Source organism: Natronohydrobacter thiooxidans, from assembly GCF_001884735.1.
In the GTDB taxonomy this organism is placed as follows: domain Bacteria; phylum Pseudomonadota; class Alphaproteobacteria; order Rhodobacterales; family Rhodobacteraceae; genus Roseinatronobacter; species Roseinatronobacter thiooxidans_A.
Window position 1 is genome coordinate 11,445 of sequence record NZ_MJAP01000033.1, and the last position, 20,012, is coordinate 31,456.

The following is a 20,012-nucleotide window of genomic DNA, read 5'->3' on the forward strand; positions in this document are numbered from 1 at the left end:
TCCTTTCGGCTGTGGGGTGACGGGCAATCTGGCGCGACGGGCCGGAATTGCGACCTGCGGGATACAAGATAGGTCAGAATTTCCGCAACAACCAGTCCAGCGCCCGTGTCGGCAGCAGGCGGCGCGCGGTGCCCAGCACCTTTGTCGGCGTGGTGACATAATAGCGCGCGCGGGGGCGGCGGGATTCGAGCGCATGGATCAGGCGGCGGGTCACGGCCTCGGGCGGGAGTTCAAAGAAATCCGGTTCGCGCTTATCATAAAGCCGCGCCAGCAGCCCGTCGCGATACTCCTGCGCGCGCGGGCTTGCTTCCCAGTCGATCCATTTCTCGAAATGCGGGATCGAGTTCTCGCGGATTTTCGAGGTCACCGGCCCCGGCTCGATGAGAATGATCTCGATCCCGGTCCCGGTCATTTCCAGCCGCAGCACATCGCTCAGACCTTCGAGCGCGAATTTCGTGGCCACATAGGCACCGCGCCATTGCAACGCAGCCAGCCCCAGCACCGAGGAATTCTGCACGATCCGGCCATGCCCTTGCGCGCGCATCACCGGCAAAACCTGCCGGGTCAGTTCATGCCAGCCGAAAAGATTGGTCTCGAACAGCGCGCGCAGCGCATCGGTCGGCAGATCCTCGGTCGCGCCGGGGATGGCATAGGCCCCGTTGTTGAACAGCGCATCCAGCCGCCCACCGGTGCGCGCGAGCGCGTCCTGCACAGCGGCGCGGATCGAGGCCGTATCGGTGTAATCCAGCACGAATGACTCCAGACCTTCGGCCTGCAGCCGGGCGCAATCCTGCGGCTTGCGGCAGGTGGCCAGAACTTGCCAGCCGCGCGCGGCCAGTGCATGGGCTGCATGATAGCCGATCCCGGAGGAACAGCCCGTGATCAGAACTGCGCGTCTGTGCTCAGTGAGCGTTTTTTTCCCAGTCATCGCGCTTGCGGTAAATCGTCGAGGGCGCGATGTCCAGTTCCTGCGCGGCGCGCGGGATCGACCCGCCATTGCGCGCAATTGCCGCACGAATCGCGCGCGCTTCGATTTCGGCCATGGTGAGCCCGGCAAGCGCCGTATCAAGGTCAAGGATCACCGGCGCGCCGGGTGAGGCGTGATTCGGCTCGCGCGACATATGAGGCAGCATCGCAGGCGTCAGATCCGGGCCATCATGCAGCACCACCGCCTGACGCAGCACATTGCGCAATTCGTGCAGGTTGCCTTCCCAGGGCTGGGCCTGCAGCAGGGCCAGCGCCTCTGGCGTGATCCGCTTGAACTGCTTGCCTTCCTGCTGCGCGATTTCCAGCAGGAACTGCGCTGCGATCACGGGCAAATCCTCGGGCCGGGCGTGCAGCGGGGGCAGGGTCAGGGGCAGCACGAAGAGCCGGTAATAGAGTGCTTCCTCCATTTCGCCCGCGCGGATCGCTTCCAGCGGGTCGCGTCGAGCAGCGGATATGATCCGGATATCGACAGGGGCATCGCCGGGCTGGGATTCCGCGCTTTTGCCGGTATTGAGCACCGACAGCAAACGCGCCTGCAGGAGCGGCGTAAGCTTCTGCGGGTTGCGCAGGAACAGGGTGCCGCCCTTGGCGCGCTGGATGGCGCTCTGAGATGTGTCGCCTTGCGGGCCGGTGCCGAAGAGCATGGCTTCCAGCGCCTGTGTGTCCGGCAGTCCGCAATCCACCTGGATCAGCGGCTTGGCCGCGCGCGAGGATCGCAGATGGATCATTTCCGCGCAGGCCGCTTTGCCCGAGCCGCTTGCGCCGATGATGAAGACCGGCGCGTTCGAGCGGGCAACGGCGTCGATTACCGTCGTGACCTGCCGCATGGGTTCGGATTGGGCGACAAACGCGTCCTGACGCGATCGAATCGCGTGCGACATGCCTTTGCCGGCGCCCTGCGTGATCGACTGATATTCCGTCATCGCATTCGCGACCGCCCCGATCATGCGCAGATCGCCGAGCGGCTTGACCAGAAAATCGAAAGCGCCCTTGCGGGTGGCCTGAACCGCTTTCGCGACCGAGCCGTTTGCCGTGATGACGATGACGCGGGTTTCTGGCGCTTCGGCCAGCATCTCGGTCAGCAGTGTAAGCCCGTCACAATCGGGCAGGACAAGATCCAGCAACACGACCGGGGGGCGCTCTGCGGCAAAGAGCGCCTGCGCCTCTGCGCCGGTCGAGGCGCAAATGGGGTCGTACCCTGCCTTCTTGAGTACGGTACGATACAGCATCTGCAGCGAGGGTGTGTCCTCGACCAGCATCAGCCCGAGTTTTGCCTTTGCCGGTTTCATGCGTCACGATCCGGGCGGTATTCGAGATACGCGCAGACCGATGCGCATTCCTGCACGACAGTCACCAGACTTTGCACAAGTGTTTCGCGCCCGACGGCGCTGCCCAGTTCTTCCGCCTGCATGCAGTTGCGCACCAGTGCTGTGGCCCCGATGGTCATGGCAAGCCCGCGCAGGGTATGAAGCACCTGCGCCGCCCCCGACATGGCACCCGGCACGATTTGCTGATCCGAAAAGCACAGCGCTTTCAGCGCAGTTTCGCAATTCTGCAAATCAGCCAGAAGCTGCGCGCGCAGATCTTCGCCCCCCATCTCCACGAGGGAGTCGAGCAGCGCGGTATCAAGCCGGGGTTCAACCATGAAATCAAAACTCGCACATAGGACAGGCGTGCTGCCAGTCTTTCGATCGCCATGATCGAATTCAACCATAGCGATTGTACGTTACGATGATTTCTGCTTGAGCTTCAACCCGTTTAGACGCGCAGAAGGACCACGTTCTGCATTAATCCGGCTCAGGCGGACGCGGTGGCATATCCCAGCCTGCGCAACGCCATCGCGATCTCGTCCAGAATGGCCGGATCGTCGATTGTCGCCGGCATCCTGAAGGGTTTGCTGTCGGCGATGCTGACCATGGTCCCGCGCAGGATCTTGCCCGAGCGGGTCTTGGGCAGGCGGTCCACAACCACTGCAAGTTTGAAGGCCGCGACCGGGCCGATCTGATCGCGCACCAGTTGCACGCATTCACGGATCACATCGGCCGTGTCGCGGGTTGCGCCCTTGTTGAGGCACAGAAAGCCCAGCGGCAACTGGCCCTTGAGATCATCGCTGACCCCGATCACGGCGCATTCGGCCACATCCGGGTGGCTGGCGAGCACTTCTTCCATCGCGCCGGTGGACAGCCGATGGCCTGCCACATTGATCACGTCATCGGTGCGGGCCATGATATAGACATAGCCATCCGCGTCGACATAGCCCGCGTCACCCGTGGCGTAATAGCCGGGGAATTGTTCCAGATAGCTTTTGCGGAATCGCGCCTCTGCGTTCCAGAGCGAGGGCAGGGTGCCCGGCGGCAGCGGCAGTTTCACCGCAATCGCGCCAAGCTGACCCGGCCCGACCGGATGGCCACCTTCATCGAGGACATGAATGTCATAGCCCGGCATCGGCACGGCGGGCGAGCCGAGTTTCACCGGGAGCAATTCGACACCGACCGGATTTGCGGCCATTGGCCAGCCGGTTTCGGTCTGCCACCAATGATCGATCACCGGCACCTTGAGCTGCGCCTCGGCCCAGAGGATCGTGTCAGGATCGGCGCGTTCGCCTGCCAGATAGACCTGTTTCAGGCAGGACAGGTCATAGTTGCCGACATATTCGCCGGAGGGATCTTCGCGCTTGACCGCGCGGAATGCTGTGGGCGCGGTGAAAAAGCTTTTCACCCCATGCTCGGAAATCACCCGCCAGAAAGTGCCTGCATCGGGGGTGCCGACGGGCTTGCCCTCGAAGACGATGGTCGTATTGCCGGTAATCAGCGGCGCATAGCAGATATAGCTGTGGCCCACGACCCAGCCCACATCCGAGGCCGCCCAGAACACATCGCCCGGATCGACATTGTAGATATTCTTCATCGTCCAGTGCAGCGCGACCAGATGCCCGGCGGTGGCGCGGATCACGCCCTTGGGCTGGCCGGTCGTGCCGGAAGTATAGAGCACATAGGCCGGATGATTGCCCGCGACCGGCACGCAATCGGCAGGCGTGGCACCGGCGACGAACTCTGCCCAGTCATGATCGCGACCGGGGATCAGATCGGCGGCCAGCGCGTCGCGTTGCAGGATCACGGTGAAATCTGGCTTGTGCCGGGCCTCGGCAATCGCGCCATCCAGCAGCGGTTTATAGGCGACAACGCGCCCCGGCTCGATCCCGCAGGAACCGGCGATGATGCATTTGGGCTGCGCGTCATCAATCCGCACTGCCAGTTCATGCGCGGCAAAACCGCCGAAGACGACTGAGTGTATCGCCCCCAGCCGCGCGCAGGCCAGCATCGCCATCAGCGCCTCGGGCACCATCGGCATGTAGATGATCACCCGGTCGCCCTTGGTCACGCCCTTCGCGGCCATGGCCCCCGCCAGCGCCGCCACACGCTCGCGCATCTCGGCATAGGTCAGTTTGGTAATGCTTCCCGTCACCGGGCTGTCATGGATCACTGCGACCTGATCGCCGCGCCCGGCCTCGACATGACGATCCAGCGCGTTCCAGCAGGTATTCACCTGCGCATCGCTGAACCATTCATAGAGCGGCGCAGTCTCGTCGAACAGCGCTTTCGATGGCGGCGTGATCCAGTCAATCGCTTGCGCCTGCTCCATCCAGAAACCATTGGGATCAGTGATCGATCTTTCATGCAGATCCGCGTAAGCCATGGCTCTGTCCTCCCTCGAAATGCCGCTGGGGAAGGGATAGACGCAAGGCCCGCGCGCGCGCAATGGCTGTTACCGGCAACAGGCGCCGCAAGGCGGAAAAACTTTGCAGAAAGCCGCCGCCTGATCTGCAAAAATTTGCAAACTCTTGTGGATCAGGCGGTATTTGCAGGCGTGGCAAGGCGGATTTGCAAACCCGCCCTAGCCGTATTGCGCGACCGGTGTTCCGGCCAGCGCCGTCATGTTCAGCAGCCCGCGCGCGGTGATCGAGGGGGTCACGATATGCGCGGTATTGCCCATGCCCATCAGGATCGGCCCCACTTCCAGCGCCCCGCCGCGTGTCTTGAGGATGTTGCGCACCCCGCTTGCGGCATCGGTCGTGGCGAAGATCAGCACATTCGCCGGCCCCTCGAACCGCGAATTGGGCAAAAGCCGCGCCCGCAATTCCTGATCCAGCGCCGCATCGACATGCATTTCGCCCTCATAGTCGAAATCCACGCCTTTCGCGTCGAGAATTTCCAGCGCCCCGCGCATGTTGCGGCCCGACGGCGTGTCGAGATTGCCGAACTGGCTGTGCGAGCACAAGGCGATCTTGGGCGCCAGCCCGAAGCGGCGCACATGGCGGGCTGCCCCGATCGCAGTTTCGGCGATCTGTTCGGGCGTCGGATTCGGATGCACCTGCGTATCGGCGATGAAGAGGTTGCCCTCTTGCTGGATCATCAGCGACAGCGCGCCCACAGGGTGCCGTCCCTCATTGCCAAGGATCTGCTCGACATAGTTCAGATGCCACAGGAACTGCCCGAAAGTGCCGCAGATCAGGCTGTCGGCATCGCCGCGATGCACCATGATCGCGCCGATGGCGGTCGTGTTGGTGCGCAGGATCGCGCGCGCGAGATCGGGCGTGACCCCGCGCCGCTGCATCAGCGTGTGATAGGCTTGCCAATAATCGCGATAGCGCGGGTCGTCCTGCGGGTTGACCAGTTCGAAATCGCGCCCCGGCTTGATCGAGAGCCCGGCGCGTTCAAGCCGCATCTCCACGACATCGGGGCGCCCGATCAGGATCGGCACCTCGGTCGTTTCTTCCAGCATGGCAGAGGCCGCGCGCAGCACGCGCTCGTCCTCGCCTTCGGCAAAGACGATCCGGCGCGAGGCGACGCGGGCGGCCTCGAACACCGGGCGCATGATCATGGCGGAGCGGAAGACCGAGGCATCGAGCTTGGCCTTATAGGCCGCCAGATCGGGCAGGGGGCGCTTGGCCACGCCTGATTCCATCGCAGCCTTGGCCACAGCGCTGGCCACAACCCCCATCAGCCGCGGGTCAAAGGGTTTGGGGATCAGATAATCCGGGCCGAAGCTGAGTTGCTCGCCCTTATAGGCCGCCGCAGCCTCGGCGCTGGTCGTGGCCCGGGCAAGCGCCGCGATACCTTCGACACAGCCGATCTGCATGGCGTCATTGATCTCGGTCGCGCCCACATCCAGCGCGCCGCGGAAGATGAAGGGAAAGCACAGGACGTTATTGACCTGATTGGGGAAATCCGACCGCCCCGTGGCCATCAGCGCATCAGGGGCCACTTCGCGCACCTGATCGGGCAGGATTTCGGGCGTGGGATTGGCCAGCGCAAAGATGATCGGGCGCGCGGCCATGCGCGCGACATGTTCGGGTTTCAGCACACCGGGGCCGGACAGGCCCAGAAACAGATCGGCGCCATCGACCACTTCGTCCAGCGTGCGCTTGTCGGTCTTCTGCGCGAAAGCGGCCTTTTGCGGGTTCATGTCGATCTCGCGGCCTTCATAGACCAGCCCGTGCAGATCGCACAGCCAGACATTCTCGCGTTTCACACCCAGTTTCAGCAGCATGTTCAGGCAGGCAATGCCCGCCGCGCCGCCGCCGGTGCTGACGATCTTGATATCCGCGAATTCCTTGCCCGCGACGCGCAGCGCATTGGTCGCCGCCGCCCCCACAACAATCGCCGTGCCATGCTGGTCATCGTGGAAGACCGGGATCCCCATGCGCTCGCGGCACAGTTTCTCGACGATGAAGCAATCCGGCGCCTTGATATCCTCCAGATTGATCGCGCCGAATGTGGGTTCGAGCGCGCAGACGATTTCCGCCAGTTTCACCGGGTCGGATTCATTCACCTCGATATCGAAACAGTCGATATTGGCGAATTTCTTGAACAGGACGGCCTTGCCCTCCATCACCGGTTTCGAGGCCAGCGCGCCGATATTGCCCAGACCCAGCACGGCGGTGCCATTGGTCACAACTGCCACCAGATTGCCCCGCACCGTGTAGCGCGCGGCGTCGTCGGGGTTGGCCTTGATCTCCATACAGGCCTCGGCCACGCCGGGGCTATAAGCGCGCGACAGGTCATAACCATTGGCCAAGGGCTTGGTGGGGCGCACTTCCAGCTTACCGGGGCGCGGAAACTCGTGATAGAGCAGGGCCGGGTGGCGGCTGTCCTCGGAGCTGTTTTCTGGCATGTTGTCCCCCTCGCGCGGATTTAGTTTAATATTAAACAACTGTTTTCTATTCGCAGCAAATGCGGCGTTTTGCAAGCCATGTGGCATGAGTGTTAGCGCAAAGCCTTGTGCTTGCAAAGCGTGGCCGCTCGGGGCTATCGTGACCGAAAAACCGGAGCCTGTCATGCCCCTCTATGACGCCGCCTGCGCGGTGCGCGAAAATGCCTATGCGCCCTATTCCCGTTTCAAGGTCGGCGCGGCCCTGCGCGCGGCTTCGGGCAAGGTCTATACCGGCTGCAATGTCGAGAATGTCGCCTATCCCGAAGGCACCTGCGCCGAAGCGGGCGCGATTGCGTCCATGGTCGCGGCGGGCGAGACGGTGATCACCGAAATGCTGGTCGTCGCCGACAGCCCGTCGCCGGTGCCGCCCTGCGGCGGCTGCCGCCAGAAGATCGCCGAATTCGCGCGTGGCGATGTGCAGGTCACGCTGGTCGCGCTGAACGGGGCGCGGCAGGTCATGCGCGTTGACGAATTGCTTCCCGGCGCCTTTGGCGCGGGCCATATGGACGGGGTGTGATGGCGCGCGCCTTTCTGGTGGTGCTGGATTCCGTCGGCTGTGGCGGTGCCCCCGATGCGGCGGAATTCGGGGATCTGGGCGCCAATACGCTAGGCCATATTGCGCAGGCCTGCGCGGCTGGGCAGGCCGAAGACGGGCGCAGCGGCCCTTTGCGCCTGCCGGTGCTGGACAGTCTGGGGCTTGGGGCGGCGATCCGGCTCGCCTCTGGGGCCGACACACCGGGGCTGGGGGCCGCGCCGACCGGGCTCTGGGGCGCCGCGACGGAAGTCTCGCGCGGCAAGGACACGCCTTCGGGGCATTGGGAACTGGCGGGCGTGCCGGTGCCCTGGGACTGGACCTATTTCCCGCGCGCCACTCCGGCCTTCCCCGAGGATCTGGTGGCAGAGGTTTGCAGGCTGGCCGGGACCGAGGGGATCTTGGGCAATTGCCATGCGGCGGGCATTCCCATCGTCAATGATTTGGGGGCCGAACATCTGCGCAGCGGCTGGCCGATCTGCTACACATCCGTGGACAGCGTGTTTCAGATCGCAGCCCATGAGGAAGCCTTCGGGCTGGAGCGGCTGCACCGGCTCTGCGCCGATCTCGCGCCGGTGCTGCACGAGATGCGGGTGGGACGGGTGATCGCGCGGCCCTTTCTTGGCTCGGAATCCGAGGGGTTTCAGCGTACCGGCAACCGGCGCGACTATGCCATGCGCCCCCCGGCGCCGACTCTGCTGGATTGGGTGCAGGGCGCGGGCAGGCGGGTGCATGCGGTCGGCAAAGTGGGCGATATCTTCTCTGGGCAGGGCATTGACCAGATCCATAAGGGCAAGGATGACCTTGCACTTTTCGAACATTTCTTACGGCTGATTGACGAGGCAGAGCCCGGATCCTTGACCTTTTGCAACTTTGTCGAGTTTGATACGCTTTATGGCCATACCCGCGATGTCGCGGGCTATGCCCGCGCGCTGGAACGCTTCGATGCGGTGGCCGGGCAGGCGCTGGCGCGGCTGCAGCCCGGCGATATGCTGGTGATCACCGCTGATCACGGCAATGACCCGACCGCAGCGGGCACGGATCACACGCGCGAGCGGGTGCCGGTGCTGGTCGCGGGGCTTGGCGCGGGCGAAATCGGTCTTTGCGGTTTTGCCGATGTGGCGGCCAGCATCGCCGCGCATCTGCAAGTGCCCGCGCAGGGGCCGGGGCGGAGTTTTCTGACATGATCCCGAAACTGGAACTGCATCTGCATCTGGAAGGGGCGGCGCCGCCCGCCTTCATCCGCGCGCAGGCCAAGCGCAAATCCGTCGATCTGTCGCGGATTTTCGACGAGCACGGCAATTACGCCTATCGCGATTTCACCGAATTCCTGCGCATCTATGAAGCGGCCTGCACGGTCCTGACCAACCCGCAGGATTTCCACGATCTGACGCTGGCGGTGCTGGAGCAATCGGCGCAAGAGGGCGTGATCTATACCGAGGCGTTTCTCTCGCCCGATTTCTGCGGTGGCGGTGATCTGCACGCCTGGCGCGATTATCTGGCCGCGATCGAGACGGCTGCGGCGACAGCCGAGGCGCAGATGGGCATTACCCTGCGCGGTTGCGTGACCTGCATCCGGCATTTCGGCCCCGGTCAGGCGCGACAGATCGCCCGTTGCGCGCAGGAAACGGCGGGCGATTTCATCACCGGTCTGGGGCTTGCGGGCGATGAGAACATGCTGCACCCCAAGGATTTCGCCTACGCTTTTGATGCCGCGCGCGAGGCCGGGCTGGGCCTGACCGCGCATGCGGGTGAATGGGGCGGGCCGCAGGCTGTGCGCGACACGCTGGGGCATCTGGGGGTCAGCCGGATCGGGCATGGCGTGCGCGCGGCGGAAGATCCGCGCCTGATGGAGGAACTGGCCGAAGCGGGCACGGTGCTGGAGGTCTGCCCCGGCTCGAATGTGGCGCTGGGCATCTATCCGAGCCTGAAGCATCATCCGATTGACCGGCTCTTGCGCGCGGGGGTGAAGGTCACGGTCTCGACCGATGATCCGCCGTTTTTTCACACCACGATGCGCGCGGAATATGACGCGCTGGCCGATACCTTCGGCTGGGACAGCCCGGAATTTGACGAAATCGCCCGCAATGCGCTTGACGCGGCCTTCTGCGACGCCGACACCCGCGCGAAGATTGCTGCCAGACTGGAGGCCACATGACCCATCCGAAGCTCACCATCGTCGATCACCCTCTGGTGCAGCACAAGCTGTCCCTGATGCGCGATGCGCGCACGCCGGGGCCGGATTTCCGCAGACTCCTGCGCGAGATCAGCCTGCTTCTGACCTATGAGGCCGCGCGCCATCTGCCGCTGAAGACCGTGCGCGTTGCCACCCCGCTGGTCGAGATGGACGCGCCGATGCTGGATGGCGCCGATCCGGTGGTGGTGTCGATCCTGCGCGCGGGCAACGGGTTGCTGGACGGGGTGCTGGATGTGATCCCCACGGCGAAAGTGGGGTTTGTGGGGCTGTACCGCGACGAGGAGACGCTCAAACCGGTGCAGTATTACTGCAAGCTGCCGCCCGAGATTTCGGGGCGGCTGGTGATCGCGGTCGATCCGATGCTGGCCACCGGCAATTCCTCTGCCGCCGCCGTGACGCTGCTGAAAGAGGCAGGTGCCACGGATATCACATTGATCTGTTTGCTTGCCGCCCCCGAAGGCGTCGCCTGCATGGCGCGCGAACATCCCGATGTGCGGATCGTGACCGCCTCGCTCGACAGCCATCTGAACGAGAAGGGCTATATCGTGCCGGGACTAGGGGATGCGGGTGATCGCATCTTTGGCACACAATAGAGTAGTCGGCCCCTCGAATCGGCTTTACAAGTCCCCCCTCTCAGGGTCATTCTGAGGGGGCTGTTTCAGGGGGTTGTTATGAAGCATTTGGCGCTGGCGCTTGGATTTTTCCTGTCCGGTCTGGGGATGGGCCATGCCCAGTCAAGCAACGGCCCGGCGGAATTGCCGCCTGCCGGGTTCGAGGGGCGCGAATATACCGACAGTCAGGGCTGCGTCTTTCTGCGCTCGACCTTTGGCGGGCAGGTGACATGGATCCCGCGCTATGGCCCGGACCGGATGCCGGTCTGTGGCGAGACCCCGACCGAAATCGCGGCCCCCGCGCCCGAGGTCGCGCCTGAACCCGCGGCCGAACCTGCGCCGACAGCCGCGCCTGTGGCCTCTGCCCCCGTCGCCTCGGCACCCGTGGCCGCGCCCCGCCCGGCAGCGGCGCAACCCCAGCCCCGCCGTGCGGCCCCCGCCCCGCGCAGCCGCCAGCGCCTGCCGCGCGCCGATGCTTCGGGGCGGCACCCCGATTGCCCGGCCAGCGCGCCCTATGGGCAATTGGTGGATACCGCGCTCGGGCGGCCTCTGGTGCGCTGCGTGACCAGCCCGGCGCTGTTTCTGGATGAATATTTCGACAGTTCCGCCCCGACGACACTCGCCCCGCGCGCAACCAGCCCCGCCACGCGCGTCGGGCGCGCGGTGCAGGTCGGCAGTTTCGCCGTGCCCTCGAACGCGACCCGGCTGCGCGCGCGTCTGCAAAATGCCGGAATGCCTGCGCGCATTCATCGCTGGCGCGGGCTGGATGTGGTGACAGTCGGCCCCTTCGCGACGCCCGACAGTGCCCATGCCGCGCTGTCCTCGGTGCGGCGGATGGGGTTCAGCGACGCTTTCCTGCGTTAATCCCAAAGCATCGGCTGCACCGCATAGCCGATATAGAGCGGGTGCTTCGGGTGGCCCGCCTGCGAGAGCCCCAGATGCCAGAGCGGCAGGCCGGTCGCGCGCAAAAGCGCCTCGACCTGTGGCCCACGCCCCAGATGCGCGCCATGCGTGCCCCAGGCGCAGATGATCTGATCGGCCCAAGGCGCGCTTTCGCGGATCGCGCGGTCATTCAGTGGCCCGACCGGATCGGCAGCGGCCCGCATCACCCGCGGATCAGTGGCGCGATAGGCGAAGATATTGCACACCCGGAAGGCGCCGAAGCCCAGCGCCCGTGCGCGGCGTTCGCAGCGTTCCACCGTGGGGTCATTCTGCACCTCGGTCGCGGTCGAGGGGTTGAGCATGACAAACAGCGCCCGCCCCTGATCCGGCGCCCATTCGCGGGTCAGCAGGTAGCGATAGCTCTCGCAGGGCGAATAGACCGCGATGGACGGCGCGTCGCCCTTCACATGGCTGCGGGTGAGGGTCTCTGCGCCCACCATCAGTCGAGGTTGAACACGCGGCTGGGGTGCAACTCGCCCGCCTTGTAGACGCCCACTGCGACCGCGCGGCCCTGATAGCTGGCCCAGGCCTCATCGCCGTAATCCACATTCGCGGCCAGAACCATGCCGGGATTGCCATTGCGCATCTTTGCGGCCCCTTCCGGCGTCGCGGGCAGTTCGGGCAGATCGGCCAGCCCCTGTTCCAGCGGGCGCAGATAGCTGTCCAACTCGGGCGATTGCGCGAGCGCGTCGATCTGTTCCATGCTCAGCCCGTCGCTCGCGTCGAACGGCCCCGACCATATGCGGCGCAACCACGCCACATGACCGTGACAGCCCAAAGCCGCGCCCAGATCGCGCGCGATGGCGCGCACATAGCCGCCCTTGCCACAGACCATTTCCAGCTCGACATGATCCGCGTCGGGGCGGGCGATCATCTCCAGCGATTCGACCCAGAGCGGGCGGGCGGCCAGTTCCATCTCTTCGCCCGCGCGGGCAATGTCATAGGCGCGCTCGCCATCGACCTTCACGGCGGAAAATTGCGGCGGGATCTGCATGATCTCACCCCGAAACGGGGCGAGCGCTTCCGCGATCGCGGCATCCGTGGGGCGTGCATCGCTCTCGGCGATCACAGCGCCCTCGGCGTCATCCGTGGTCGTGGCCTGACCCAGCCGCACCATGAAGCGGTAGCATTTCAGCGCGTCCGTGATATAGGGCACGGTCTTGGTGGCCTCGCCCAAAGCCACGGCCAGCACGCCGGTTGCCGCAGGGTCCAGCGTGCCCGCATGCCCGGCCTTCTGCGCCTGCAACGCCCAGCGCACCTTGTTGACCACGGCGGTCGAGGTCACGCCTGCAGGCTTGTCCACCACCAGCCAGCCCGAAATCGCGCGGCCCTTGCGCTTGCGTCCCATGTCTTGCCCCTTGAATGTAATGGCGCGTGCTAATTCGAGGGGGCGCGGGCGTCAACCACCTTGCCCACGATCGGCCCCAGAAGCGTGCCCCAATCCGAGCGCCGCAAGCCCGGCGCATGCAGCCGCGAGACATTGCCATCAATATAAAGCGCCTGCGGCAATGCGAGATATTCGCGGAAGAAACGGGCGAATTCGTAGAAATTGACCGGGCCATTGCTGATCACGAAAAACGCGCGTGTGCCATCGGCGGAGACGCCCACGCCATTGCGGATCAGCCGCGAGTCGGAATCGTGGATGAAGCGGGGGTGATAGCCGCCATCAATCACCAGCATCGGCCCGGATTGCGCTGCATAGCGACAATCCGGGCGGTTGGCATCGAAGCGGCGGCTCTCAATCAGGGTGAAACGGCCCTCTTCGATACAGAACACCCCATTGGGCAAGAGGCCGAAATTTCCCGGCCCTTCCGAGGTGACGATGCGCGAGACCTCTTCCCCCTCTTCGATATACAGCCCGACCGGGCTGCGATTGGGGTGATACATGCTGCCATTCATGGCGAAGGCAAGCTTCTTGCCGTCGCGGGAAAGCGCCTCGTCGATATTGCGGAAATTGCCATAGACCTGGGTCTCATTGGCGAAGAGAAACAGCCGGATGTCATCCGTTGCCCTGGCTTCGCAATAGGTGAAGCTCTGGTCGCGATAGTCAGTGCGCGCGCAATCCGCCTGTGCGGCACCTGTTCCGAACAGCAGCGCCAGCAGCGCCGCGATTCTAGCGTTCAGCCGTATCATCCTCTTGCCCTGAAGCGAGATCGCGCTGCACGCGTTCGTCCTGAAACAGCCGCCGGGTTTCATCCATCCGGTCGAAAGTCTCATCCAGCTGGAAGCGCAGGTCGGGGGCGTATTTCAGCGTCAGCCCGCGCGAGATCAGATGGCGCAGCTCGGCCTTGTTGCGGCGCAGGGCGGTCAATGCCTCTTTCTGCCCTTGTCCGCCCAGCGGCATGACATAGGCGGTGGCGATTTTCAGATCGGGCGAGGTGCGCACCTCGCTGACCGTGATCGGCACCCGCGACAGCTCGGCATCATGCACATCGCCGCGCGCCAGCACATCGGCCAGTTCGCGGCGGATCAGCTCACCCACGCGCAACTGGCGCTGAGACGGTCCTTGAGTGTTGTCAAATCTGCGATTTCCCATGGACCTGATGTAAGGGAATCCCCGCCCCCGCGCAACGAGGCTTTGCCATTTTCCCGCGCGCCCGATAGGACAGACGCGCGAATGTGACCACGCGAGAGGGAGCAGGATATGCGGATGGCAGTGATGGGCGCTTCGGGGCGCATGGGGCAGATGCTGGTGCGGCTGATCGACGAGAGCGATCAGGCGACGCTTTCGGCAGTGGTCGAGCGCGCGGGCCATGACTGGATCGGGCGCGATCTGGGGCAGGTGATGGGCGGCGCCGCGCGTGGGATCGTTGTGACCGATGAGGTCGCGGCGGCGCTCGCGGCCAGCGATGCGATCATTGATTTCACCTCGCCCGCGGTGAGCGTGGCTCTGGCGCAGGCGGCGGCGGTGGCCGGTGTGGCGCATGTGATCGGCACGACCGGGTTTTCGGAGGTCGATCTGGCCACGATTGCGGAATCCGGCGAAAGGGGCCGGATCGTGCGCGCGGGCAATATGAGCCTTGGCGTCAATCTCTTGGTCACGCTGACCCGGCAGGTCGCGGCGGCACTGGGCGCGGAATATGATATCGAGATTGTCGAGGCGCATCACCGCCACAAGGTCGATGCCCCCTCCGGCACGGCGCTGATGCTGGGCGAGGCGGCGGCTGAGGGGCGTGGTGTGGCGCTTGGCGACGTGGCGGATCGGGGGCGCGACGGGATCACCGGCGCGCGCGAGACCGGTGCCATCGGCTTTCACGCGATCCGGGGCGGGGATTTCATCGGCGAGCATGATGTGATCTTCGCGGGCGAGGGCGAGCGGATCACGCTGCGCCATGTCGCCTCGGACCGGGCGCTGTTCGCGCGCGGCGCGTTGAAGGCCGCGCTCTGGCTCGACGGGAAGGGGCCGGGGGAATATTCCATGCTGGATGTGCTGGGCCTGTCCAGCCGCTGAGCGAGAGTTCGCTGAAGTGACCCCTCTGGCGGGTTTCGCGAGTCATCTGACCGCGCCGCGTGCGCGTAATGCAGATGACAACCGAAAACCGGAGGGGTCCATGAAAGGTCTTGCCGTAATACTCGCAGCCGGGATCACGCTGGCTGGCCCGGTCTGGGCGGATTTTCAGCCCGTGCGCGAAGAAGCCAGTTTCCGCGCGCTTGTCGAAGGGGCGGAACTGACCCGTTTTGCCGTGCGCTTGCAGGTGCTGCCCGAGGGGCTGATCAGCGGGCGCGGGTTTGGTCAGACGGTGGGCGGCGTCTGGGAATGGCGCGACGGGTATTTCTGCCGCACGCTGGAATGGGGCTCGGGGGGAGATCCGTATAATTGCCAACTGGTTCTGCGCAACGGAGACAGGCTGCGCTTCATCTCGGATCAGGGCCGGGGCGACCGCGCGGATTTCCGCGTCAGATGAAACCGGATTTCATGGGATGAAAAAAGCCCCCTGCGCGCGACAGGGGGCTTTTCTGGTGGTCGGAGCGGTCAGCTACACCCGCTCGTCCCGCCACAAGTATTGCACTTCATGCAAGTCCCGTTGCGCACCAGCGTGTAGTTGCCGCATTCGCCGCAGGGATCGCCCTCATAGCCCTGCATCTTCGCCCTTGCCCGCGCGTCAAGCGGGGCCACGGTCATCGTCTCGCTCTCGACCGCCTGCATGGCGATGGCCGATACCCCGTCCGTGGCGAAAGAGGTCACGGATTGCCCGCCCTGCAGCACGGTCAGTTCGGTCGGCAGCCGCTTGCGCAGATAGCCGGTCGAGCTGATCTGGCGCAGCACTTCCAGCGAGCGCGACGCCGCATCGTCCGAGACTTCCGCGACATTGCGCGTGCCCTCATTCTCGCCCGCGCCGAGATCGTCGAAAGCGGTGCCTGCGGGTTTGACATGGGCGAGATCGGTGCGGTCCAGATAGCTGACCGCCAGTTCGCGGAAGATATAGTCGAGGATCGAGGTCGCATTCTTGATCGAATCATTGCCCTGCACCATCCCTGCCGGTTCAAACCGGGTGAAGGTGAAAGCATCGACGAATTCTTCCAGCGGCACGCCATATTGCAGGCCGACCGAGACCGCGATGGCGAAATTATTCATCATCGCCCGGAACCCGGCGCCTTCCTTATGCATGTCGATGAAGATCTCGCCCAGCTTGCCGTCGCCATATTCGCCGGTGCGCAGATAGACCTTGTGGCCGCCGACAATGGCTTTCTGGGTGTAGCCCTTGCGGCGCTCGGGGAGTTTCTCGCGGTGGCGGCGGATCACTTCCTTGACGATCACCTTCTCGACGATCTTCTCGGCAATGACCTGCGCCTTCTGCTGGGGCGTGCCGGTTTCCAGTACTTCCTCGGCCTCTTCGTCATCCTCGATCAGCGCGGCGGCCAGCGGTTGCGACAGTTTCGAGCCGTCGCGATAGAGCGCATTGGCCTTGATCCCCAGCGACCATGAGAGTTCATAGGCCGCCAGCGTTTCCTCGATCGTGGCTGAATTGGGCATGTTGATCGTCTTGGAAATCGCGCCCGAGATGAAGCTCTGCGCCGCCGCCATCATATGGATATGGCTGTCCACCGACAGGTAGCGCGTGCCCTTCTTGCCGCAGGGATTGGCGCAATCGAAGACGTTGTAATGGTCGAGCTTCAGATGCGGCGCCCCTTCGAGCGTCATCGTGCCGCAGACATGATCATTCGCGGCGTCGATCTGTGCGCGGGTGAAGCCCAGATGGCGCAGCAGGTCGAAGGTGGGGTTGTTGAGCTCGGCCGCCGGGATGCCAAGGGTTTCGCGGCAGAAGGTTTCACCCAGCGTCCACTGGTTGAACACGAAGCGAATGTCGAAGGCCGAAGGGAGTGCTGCCTCGATCTTTTCGATCTCTTTCGGGCCGAAGCCATGGCCGATCAGGCTGGTATGGTTGATGCCGGGGGCCTGACCCAGCGAGCCGTGACCGACCGCATAGGCGATGATCTCGCCGATCTCGGATTCGCGATAGCCGAGTTTGCGCAAAGCCGCAGGCACGGACTGGTTGATGATCTTGAAATAGCCACCCCCGGCCAGTTTCTTGAACTTCACCAGCGCGAAATCGGGCTCGATCCCGGTGGTGTCGCAATCCATCACCAGACCGATGGTGCCGGTGGGGGCGATCACTGTGGCCTGTGCGTTGCGGAAGCCGTGCTGTTCGCCAAGCGCCAGCGCTTCATCCCATGCGGCGCGGGCCAGTTCGATCAGCCGCTGGTCGGGGCAGCCCTTGGCGTCGAGGGCCACGGGGGCGACATTCACCTGCTCATAATCGCTTTCGCCATGCGCCGCGCGGCGATGGTTGCGGATCACGCGCAGCATATGGTCGGCGTTTTTCTTGTAGCCGGGGAAGGCGCCCAATTCGCCCGCCATTTCCGCCGAGGTTGCGTAGCTGACACCGGTCATCAGCGCGGTCAGCGCCCCGCAGAGCGCGCGGCCTTCGGTCGAGTCGTAGCCATAGCCCATGTTCATCAGCAGACCGCCGATATTGGCATAGCCCAGACCCAGCGTGCGGAACTCATATGAGCGCTGCGCGATTTCCTTCGACGGGAATTGCGCCATCATCACGCTGACTTCGAGCGTGATCGTCCAGAGCCGGGTGGCGTGCATATAGGCTTCGGCATTGAAGCGCGTGCCGTCGTAGAATTTCAGCAGGTTCATCGAGGCCAGATTGCAGGCCGTGTCATCGAGGAACATATATTCCGAGCAGGGATTCGAGCCACGGATCGCCCCATCGGCGGGGCAGGTATGCCAGGCGTTCACAGTGTCATGGAACTGGATGCCCGGATCGGCGCAGGCCCATGCGGCATGACCAACCTGATCCCACAGCTCGCGCGCCTTGACGGTTTTTGCGACCTTGCCATCGGTGCGGCGCAGAAGCTCCCAATCGGCGTCATCCTTGACCGCCTGCAGGAAAGCATCGGTCACACGCACCGAGTTGTTCGAGTTCTGGCCCGAGACGGTGATATAGGCTTCCGAATCCCAATCCGTGTCATAGGTCGGGAATTCGATGCTGTCATAGCCCTGACGCGCATATTGCAGCACGCGGCCGACATAGGTTTCCGGGATCAGGGCTTTCTTCGCCGCCTTGATCGCGGATTTCAGCGCGGGGTTCTTGCTGGGGTCGACGGCATCCTCCGTGCTGCCGTCCCACGCCCGGATTGCGCCGAAAATATCATTCAGACGCGCTTCGTGCGCTTTGGAGCCGGCAACAAGCGAGGCGACCTTTTGTTCTTCGATCACCTTCCAGTTGATGAATTCCTCAATATCGGGATGGTCCATGTCACAGATGACCATCTTGGCCGCGCGGCGCGTGGTCCCGCCCGACTTGATCGCGCCAGCGGCCCGATCACCGATCTTGAGAAAGCCCATCAACCCGGAGGATTTACCGCCGCCCGACAGCTTCTCACCTTCACCACGCAGTGAGCTGAAATTGGTCCCGGTGCCGGAACCATATTTGAACAGGCGCGCTTCGCGCACCCAGAGATCCATGATGCCGCCGTCATTGACCAGATCATCCGAGACAGACTGGATGAAGCAAGCATGCGGCTGGGGGTGTTCATAGCTTGATTTCGATTTCACCAGCTTGTGGGTGAAAGGATCGACATAGAAATGGCCCTGCGACGGGCCGTCGATGCCGTAAGCCCAATGCAGGCCGGTGTTGAACCATTGCGGGCTGTTGGGCGCGGCCATCTGCGCGGCCAGCATGAAGCGCATCTCGTCGAAATAGGCGCGGGCATCCGATTCGGTGGCGAAATAGCCGCCCTTCCAGCCCCAGTAGCACCATGTGCCCGCAAGGCGGTCGAAGACCTGCTTGGCCGAGGATTCGCCGACATAGCGTTCGTCCTCGGGCAGGGCGGCGAGGGCTTTTTCATCGGCGACCGAGCGCCACAGGAATTCCGGCACGCCTTCTTCGGGCACGCGCTTGAGGGCTGCGGGCACACCAGCCTTGCGGAAATATTTCTGCGCGATCACATCCGAGGCGACCTGGCTCCAGCTGCCGGGCACTTCAACCTTGTCATTGCGGAACACCACCGTGCCATCGGGGTTGCGGATTTCGGAAACCGTGGTGGTAAAATCCAGCGCCGCATAGGCGTCTTTTCCGTCCGTGGTGAAATGCCGCTCGATGATCATGGTGCCTTGGCCCTTCTTGTCTCTGTCCCGATATCTCGGTGACCCAAATTCCTGATGGGATCAGATCACGCGCAACCCGCGGCCAAAACGCCGGTTCCATTGGCATGGACTGCTCAATGAGTGGTGATGTCGTTCACTGTATCCCTGTCCCGGGCGCCACCAGCCTGCTTTTCGCATTATACCAGATGTAGTGGTTGCCCTGAGAACCTCCACAATCTGACGTATGAATAGGGGACTCGTCAACGGAAAATTCACCCCTTGGGACATGAAAATTCGCTTGACCCTGCCGCAGTCGGGCTAAGCCCTTGGGGCGACTCGAAAGTTAATGAAGCGCGGGGCTGAAAACCAAAAAACCGCGATCCGAAGATCGCGGTTTTTTGATTGGAGCGGGCGATGAGATTCGAACTCACGACCCTAACCTTGGCAAGGTTATGCTCTACCCCTGAGCTACGCCCGCCCCGTTGACGTGTCGCGGATTTACAAACTCTCCCCACCCCCTGCAAGAGGAAAAAGCCATTCTGCGCGTGTTTTTTTCGCGCCCGGTCTGCGGGTCTAACGCAGGTTTAACGATTGCTGCGCAATCCTTGGCCAGCGCGGCGTGCTATCTGCAGATTCGGTGCCCGCGCTGCAGCGAGCGGGGGAAAGGATGATGCAAGGACAATCGCAACACTGGCTACGGGCCACCGCACCGCGCGCGACGCTCTCGGAAGATTTGCGCGTCCTGCGCCAGCTTGAAGGCGTGATCGACCGGCTGGACAGTTTCGAGGTCGAGGCCCCGCAGAAGCGGCTGAGTCTGGGGCAGATGGCGCGGGGGCTGGAGAAGCGGCTTGCGCGATTGCGCGCCCTGCCGCGTGATTGAGGGCGGGGCTCTGAGGCCGATTCTGGCTGCGGTCGGGGCGTTCCCGCCTG

General features: G+C 63.9%; 18 protein-coding genes and 1 tRNA gene. 8 read left to right on the forward strand and 11 right to left on the reverse strand.

Annotated elements, in window-relative coordinates; translation table 11 throughout:
* Nucleotides 1-73: 73 nt before the first annotated feature.
* The 5 genes from BG457_RS13900 to BG457_RS13920 form a co-directional block, all read right to left on the reverse strand.
* Nucleotides 74-928, reverse strand: a complete 855-nt coding sequence (locus BG457_RS13900) for an SDR family oxidoreductase (protein WP_071797787.1) — start codon at nucleotides 926-928, stop codon at nucleotides 74-76.
* Complete coding sequence (locus BG457_RS13905) at nucleotides 903-2,276, reverse strand: sigma-54-dependent transcriptional regulator (protein ID WP_071797788.1); 1,374 nt, start codon at nucleotides 2,274-2,276, stop codon at nucleotides 903-905. Before BG457_RS13905 ends, BG457_RS13900 begins: the two co-directional genes overlap by 26 nt.
* On the reverse strand, nucleotides 2,273-2,632 hold the full coding sequence (locus tag BG457_RS13910) for an Hpt domain-containing protein (protein ID WP_071797789.1): 360 nt from the start codon (nucleotides 2,630-2,632) through the stop codon (nucleotides 2,273-2,275). Before BG457_RS13910 ends, BG457_RS13905 begins: the two co-directional genes overlap by 4 nt.
* 152 nt (nucleotides 2,633-2,784) lie before the next feature.
* Nucleotides 2,785-4,683, reverse strand: a complete 1,899-nt coding sequence (locus BG457_RS13915; RefSeq protein WP_071797790.1) for a propionyl-CoA synthetase — start codon at nucleotides 4,681-4,683, stop codon at nucleotides 2,785-2,787.
* 198 nt (nucleotides 4,684-4,881) lie between these two features.
* Entirely contained in the window at nucleotides 4,882-7,161 is a 2,280-nt protein-coding gene (locus BG457_RS13920; RefSeq protein ID WP_071797791.1) for an NADP-dependent malic enzyme, read from the reverse strand.
* A 163-nt stretch (nucleotides 7,162-7,324) separates the two neighbouring features.
* On the opposite strand from BG457_RS13920, the gene BG457_RS13925 reads away from it, so the two are divergent.
* The 5 genes from BG457_RS13925 (at nucleotide 7,325) to BG457_RS13945 (ending at nucleotide 11,404) form a co-directional block, all read left to right on the forward strand.
* Complete coding sequence (locus BG457_RS13925; protein ID WP_071797792.1) at nucleotides 7,325-7,717, forward strand: cytidine deaminase; 393 nt, start codon at nucleotides 7,325-7,327, stop codon at nucleotides 7,715-7,717.
* A complete protein-coding gene (locus BG457_RS13930) occupies nucleotides 7,717-8,919 on the forward strand; it encodes a phosphopentomutase (protein ID WP_071797793.1) in 1,203 nt (400 codons plus the stop codon). The genes BG457_RS13925 and BG457_RS13930 overlap by 1 nt, the downstream gene beginning before the upstream one ends.
* Complete coding sequence (locus BG457_RS13935) at nucleotides 8,916-9,890, forward strand: adenosine deaminase (protein WP_071797794.1); 975 nt, start codon at nucleotides 8,916-8,918, stop codon at nucleotides 9,888-9,890. Before BG457_RS13930 ends, BG457_RS13935 begins: the two co-directional genes overlap by 4 nt.
* Complete coding sequence (upp, locus tag BG457_RS13940; protein ID WP_071797795.1) at nucleotides 9,887-10,522, forward strand: uracil phosphoribosyltransferase; 636 nt, start codon at nucleotides 9,887-9,889, stop codon at nucleotides 10,520-10,522. Before BG457_RS13935 ends, upp begins: the two co-directional genes overlap by 4 nt.
* A gap of 78 nt (nucleotides 10,523-10,600) precedes the next feature.
* Nucleotides 10,601-11,404, forward strand: a complete 804-nt coding sequence (locus tag BG457_RS13945) for an SPOR domain-containing protein (protein ID WP_071797796.1) — start codon at nucleotides 10,601-10,603, stop codon at nucleotides 11,402-11,404.
* On the opposite strand, the gene BG457_RS13950 is transcribed toward BG457_RS13945, so the two are convergent.
* From BG457_RS13950 to rbfA, 4 genes are read right to left on the reverse strand one after another with little or no spacing between them, the layout of a single operon-like run.
* A complete protein-coding gene (locus tag BG457_RS13950; RefSeq protein ID WP_071797797.1) occupies nucleotides 11,401-11,922 on the reverse strand; it encodes a DUF1643 domain-containing protein in 522 nt (173 codons plus the stop codon). The two genes, BG457_RS13945 and BG457_RS13950, sit on opposite strands and share 4 nt — an antisense overlap.
* Nucleotides 11,922-12,830 carry a tRNA pseudouridine(55) synthase TruB gene (truB, locus tag BG457_RS13955; RefSeq protein ID WP_071797798.1) on the reverse strand — a complete coding sequence of 303 codons (909 nt, stop codon included), beginning with the start codon at nucleotides 12,828-12,830 and terminating at the stop codon, nucleotides 11,922-11,924. The genes BG457_RS13950 and truB overlap by 1 nt, the downstream gene beginning before the upstream one ends.
* A 29-nt stretch (nucleotides 12,831-12,859) precedes the next feature.
* On the reverse strand, nucleotides 12,860-13,606 hold the full coding sequence (locus BG457_RS13960; RefSeq protein ID WP_425434932.1) for a phosphodiester glycosidase family protein: 747 nt from the start codon (nucleotides 13,604-13,606) through the stop codon (nucleotides 12,860-12,862).
* A complete protein-coding gene (rbfA, locus tag BG457_RS13965; protein ID WP_071797800.1) occupies nucleotides 13,596-14,018 on the reverse strand; it encodes a 30S ribosome-binding factor RbfA in 423 nt (140 codons plus the stop codon). The genes BG457_RS13960 and rbfA overlap by 11 nt, the downstream gene beginning before the upstream one ends.
* 108 nt (nucleotides 14,019-14,126) lie before the next feature.
* Between rbfA and dapB the strand changes: the two genes are divergently transcribed.
* Both dapB and BG457_RS13975 read left to right on the forward strand, forming a co-directional pair.
* A complete protein-coding gene (dapB, locus tag BG457_RS13970; protein WP_071797801.1) occupies nucleotides 14,127-14,933 on the forward strand; it encodes a 4-hydroxy-tetrahydrodipicolinate reductase in 807 nt (268 codons plus the stop codon).
* A 100-nt stretch (nucleotides 14,934-15,033) separates the two neighbouring features.
* Complete coding sequence (locus BG457_RS13975) at nucleotides 15,034-15,387, forward strand: hypothetical protein (RefSeq protein WP_071798005.1); 354 nt, start codon at nucleotides 15,034-15,036, stop codon at nucleotides 15,385-15,387.
* Nucleotides 15,388-15,455: 68 nt separating this feature from the next.
* Here the strand turns inward: BG457_RS13975 and BG457_RS13980 are convergent, their stop codons facing one another.
* Both BG457_RS13980 and BG457_RS13985 read right to left on the reverse strand, forming a co-directional pair.
* Entirely contained in the window at nucleotides 15,456-19,103 is a 3,648-nt protein-coding gene (locus tag BG457_RS13980) for a vitamin B12-dependent ribonucleotide reductase (protein WP_071797802.1), read from the reverse strand.
* A 382-nt stretch (nucleotides 19,104-19,485) separates the two neighbouring features.
* Nucleotides 19,486-19,560, reverse strand: a tRNA-Gly gene (locus BG457_RS13985).
* A gap of 189 nt (nucleotides 19,561-19,749) precedes the next feature.
* Between BG457_RS13985 and BG457_RS13990 the strand changes: the two genes are divergently transcribed.
* Nucleotides 19,750-19,962, forward strand: coding sequence for a hypothetical protein (locus tag BG457_RS13990; RefSeq protein ID WP_071797803.1), 213 nt, complete (start codon nucleotides 19,750-19,752; stop codon nucleotides 19,960-19,962).
* Nucleotides 19,963-20,012 lie beyond the last annotated feature (50 nt).

Coding starts and splice junctions, on each gene's coding strand:
- BG457_RS13900 (WP_071797787.1), bottom strand. CDS start 928: ATGACTGGGAAAAAAACGCTCACTGAGCACAGACGCGCAGTTCTGATC.
- BG457_RS13905 (WP_071797788.1), bottom strand. CDS start 2,276: ATGAAACCGGCAAAGGCAAAACTCGGGCTGATGCTGGTCGAGGACACA.
- BG457_RS13910 (WP_071797789.1), bottom strand. CDS start 2,632: ATGGTTGAACCCCGGCTTGATACCGCGCTGCTCGACTCCCTCGTGGAG.
- BG457_RS13915 (WP_071797790.1), bottom strand. CDS start 4,683: ATGGCTTACGCGGATCTGCATGAAAGATCGATCACTGATCCCAATGGT.
- BG457_RS13920 (WP_071797791.1), bottom strand. CDS start 7,161: ATGCCAGAAAACAGCTCCGAGGACAGCCGCCACCCGGCCCTGCTCTAT.
- BG457_RS13925 (WP_071797792.1), top strand. CDS start 7,325: ATGCCCCTCTATGACGCCGCCTGCGCGGTGCGCGAAAATGCCTATGCG.
- BG457_RS13930 (WP_071797793.1), top strand. CDS start 7,717: ATGGCGCGCGCCTTTCTGGTGGTGCTGGATTCCGTCGGCTGTGGCGGT.
- BG457_RS13935 (WP_071797794.1), top strand. CDS start 8,916: ATGATCCCGAAACTGGAACTGCATCTGCATCTGGAAGGGGCGGCGCCG.
- upp (WP_071797795.1), top strand. CDS start 9,887: ATGACCCATCCGAAGCTCACCATCGTCGATCACCCTCTGGTGCAGCAC.
- BG457_RS13945 (WP_071797796.1), top strand. CDS start 10,601: ATGAAGCATTTGGCGCTGGCGCTTGGATTTTTCCTGTCCGGTCTGGGG.
- BG457_RS13950 (WP_071797797.1), bottom strand. CDS start 11,922: ATGGTGGGCGCAGAGACCCTCACCCGCAGCCATGTGAAGGGCGACGCG.
- truB (WP_071797798.1), bottom strand. CDS start 12,830: ATGGGACGCAAGCGCAAGGGCCGCGCGATTTCGGGCTGGCTGGTGGTG.
- rbfA (WP_071797800.1), bottom strand. CDS start 14,018: ATGGGAAATCGCAGATTTGACAACACTCAAGGACCGTCTCAGCGCCAG.
- dapB (WP_071797801.1), top strand. CDS start 14,127: ATGCGGATGGCAGTGATGGGCGCTTCGGGGCGCATGGGGCAGATGCTG.
- BG457_RS13975 (WP_071798005.1), top strand. CDS start 15,034: ATGAAAGGTCTTGCCGTAATACTCGCAGCCGGGATCACGCTGGCTGGC.
- BG457_RS13980 (WP_071797802.1), bottom strand. CDS start 19,103: ATGATCATCGAGCGGCATTTCACCACGGACGGAAAAGACGCCTATGCG.
- BG457_RS13990 (WP_071797803.1), top strand. CDS start 19,750: ATGATGCAAGGACAATCGCAACACTGGCTACGGGCCACCGCACCGCGC.